Source organism: Actinomyces bouchesdurhonensis (assembly GCF_900128465.1).
GTDB lineage: Bacteria > Actinomycetota > Actinomycetes > Actinomycetales > Actinomycetaceae > Pauljensenia > Pauljensenia bouchesdurhonensis.
Window position 1 is genome coordinate 214,866 of the sequence record NZ_LT635869.1, and the last position, 3,039, is coordinate 217,904.

Sequence of the window (3,039 nt, forward strand, 5' to 3'; positions counted from 1 at the left end):
CCGAGGCCGCGACCGCCGATGGCGCACCCACCTCCGGCGGCAGCGCGACCGGGGATACCGGTACCCCCACCCAGCCCGGTACCATCTCGGGCGCCGGCGAGCGGGAGGGGGCCACGGCCTCGTCCCTGGTGATTCCCGAGCGGGTCGATGGCCGCGCGATCGCCGCTCTCGTCGTGCGCGACACGGTCAAGGAGTCGTCGGCTGATGCGATTGCTCAGCTGCGCGAGCTCGGCATCGAGCCGATCCTCCTGACGGGCGACAACGAGGCCGCGGCGCGCCACGTCGCAGACCAGGTTGGGATCGACCGCGTCATCGCGGGCGTCCTGCCCGACGGCAAACGCGACACCGTCGCCTCCCTTCAGGCCGAGGGGCGCACGGTCGCGATGGTGGGCGACGGCGTGAACGACGCGGCCGCCCTCGCGCAGGCGAGCACGAAGGGCCTGGGCATCGCGATGGGCTCGGGCACCGACGTGGCGATCGAGGTCGCGGACATGACGCTCATGAACTCGTCCCTGACCTCGGCGGCGACCGCGATTCGGGTATCACGCCGGACGCTGCGCATCATCAAGGAGAACCTGTTCTGGGCGTTCTTCTACAACGTGCTGATGGTGCCGCTCGCGATCGCGGGTCTGCTCTCCCCCATGCTGGCCAGCGCCGCGATGGCCTGCTCGTCCGTGTTCGTGGTCCTCAACTCGCTGCGCCTGCGCACGGCGAAATAGGGGCGATCACACCGGCGACACGTGGCGTCCCGTCACCGCTGTTCATTTCATTGCGGCCGCGTGCGACCAGCAGATCGCCCACCCCCAGGCAGGACACGCAAAAGTAACCTTGTCGACCACATGCAGCCAGGGGATTCGCAGCAGGTGCACACCTTCGAAGAGCCGGCTCGAAACACCCCATGCTCCACACGATCCTTCTCATCCAGACAACGTGTTCAATCGCGAATGAAACCGGTGGAGCAACCGTCTATGTCCCGGCGAGCACTGCACCCTTTACGTCGCACTGCACCCGTTACGGGGCGCTACACCCGATGTGGGGCGCTACACCCGATGTGGGGCGCTGCACCCGATCAGAAGAGGTGCAATGCCCACGGATCGGGTGCAGCGCCACTTTCAACAAGCATTTTCTCGGAGGCGCACTGCCCACCTGATTCCGCATCGGCACACCTGCCGCCCTCACCTTGAACACCTGCCGCTATGGGTCTGACTGTCACTCTTCAGCCCCAATCACACACGGCACCTTCACCAGCAAAGATCGCCACGGCAATTGGCGCGTTACTGACCGAGCAATGGATGATCTCGGTTACCTCGGGAAACTCGAAAGAATCGTGGGTCTCATTAACTGAGTCGAAACATACACACGTGGCGAAATGGTCTTTGGTAGCAGATAACAGCAATGCCGGCCTATACATCTGGCGCGCTTGCATATGCCATCACGGCAGCACCAAGTAGGAATTGACGCAAGGGTGCCGCTCCGCCGGCGCATCCGGCTGCACGGCACCTGCCACCTTACGAGGTACGCCGCGCGACGCGGAAGCCCGCCTTGGAGTAGATGGTTTCGTACGTGTGCCCGGGGTGCGCGGCTCTCCCCCACGACTCGGCATCGACCTGCTGGCCGCCCCAGGCGTAGGAGCGCACANGGCACGCGCGCACGGTGGCGGCGACGGCGCGACCGACATTGTGCGCATAGATGACGGCGGCGACGCGCTGCGGGTGGGAAGTTCGTGATCCGCTGGGATAGCTCACACGTCATAGTCTACGGGTGGTGGGCCACTCTCGCGCCCCACCACCCGTAATGTGATCGACAAAGCTTCCTAAACAGAAGGTAAAAATATGCTCAGCGAATCGTCACCGCGCGAGACACTAACCCCTGGCGGGCGCGACGCTCCTTGTCATTCAGGCGTTCAGTCACGGTGAGCGCCTCGGCAAGAGCCCTCGCAAGAGCCTGCGTGCCGGGCGCGACATCGCTCGCACTTGCCCCCTCAGACAACTCGAACACAGGGACGACCAGGCCACACGCCCGGAAAGAGCCCACGTAGCGCGAACCCTCACCGACGTTGGCTTTGCCGCGCGCAGCCAGGCGGGCCAGCGCGTCAAAGAGCTTGGTTTCGTCATTGTCCGTCAGGAAACGCACGAAGTTACGGTTCATCTCGCACCAGTACGCTCCGGGAACGCCGGGCACAGGCTCGGTCGGAATGATCTCCTCACGGTTCTGATCGAGGGCGCGGCGCGTCGACTCGTCGATCTCCTCGGCGGGGTCGAACCAGAAGGAGAAATCCTCCTCGAGCTTCATGTCCGTGAACCTGGCGAGGTCGAGGATGTCCTGGAGACGCTCAGACGGCTCGCGCACGTCGATCGAGATGACGCCCTCGTCGCCCGCTTCCTTCGCGGCGATGGCCGCGAGCAGCGCAGCACCCGCGTCGTGGCTCAGATCCGCGGAGTTCGAGCGGGTCTGCAGCGCGACAAGGATGCGACCGTCGGGACGAATCATTGCGGGCTGTCCCTCAGGCAGAAGAGTAACGAAGTCGAATTCGACGGCGCCATGGTCGGCGTCGGTGCGTGCGGTCAGCGTGGCCGCCGGGATGAGCTCGCGCATAGCGACCAGCTCAATCTCCTTCGGTAGGCCCTCGAAGGGGCGCGCGACGAAGGGGATCGGCGGGCGATATGCCTTGAGCTTGGCGGGATCGGTGACCTTCTTACGGCGGCTAGCTTTACCCATGGGAGTAATCGTAGCGGGTTTCGCTGAATCGACGAGGCCAGGGCCGGGGCGAGCCGACCCCCTCGCTTCGTCCCGCCCTCCCCAAATGTCGCACGTAATTTGGTCCACCTATCTTTTATTAGGTATCGAGAATTGCGCGGAATTCCAACGATCTGATTTCAATGTTTGAAATAGGTCGAGGGGAATTACGTGCGACATTTTTGGGTAAACATATGTCCGGGTAGCGTCCGAGCAGCGTCTGGGTAGCGTCCGAGCAGCGAACCGGCAGTGCGCGCGGGCGATGACCTGCCGGGCAGGGACGCGCGGTAGGCGTCGAGCGCT

Annotated in this window: 2 protein-coding genes and 1 pseudogene; 1 reads left to right on the top strand and 2 read right to left on the bottom strand. The window is 64.2% G+C overall.

The genetic code is table 11. The annotated features are described in order from the left end of the window. Window positions 1-719 (top strand): HAD-IC family P-type ATPase (locus BQ7477_RS09395; RefSeq protein WP_200783508.1); only part of this gene is annotated, 719 nt, incomplete at its 5' end. A 921-nt stretch (window positions 720-1,640) separates the two neighbouring features. On the opposite strand, the pseudogene BQ7477_RS13125 reads toward BQ7477_RS09395, so the two are convergent. Beyond that, window positions 1,641-1,745, bottom strand: a pseudogene (locus BQ7477_RS13125) (glycosyltransferase); the annotation flags it as partial. A 91-nt stretch (window positions 1,746-1,836) separates the two neighbouring features. Then, on the bottom strand, window positions 1,837-2,718 hold the full coding sequence (locus BQ7477_RS09405) for a DUF5926 family protein (protein WP_073983698.1): 882 nt from the start codon (window positions 2,716-2,718) through the stop codon (window positions 1,837-1,839). Between the last annotated feature and the right edge of the window lie 321 nt (window positions 2,719-3,039).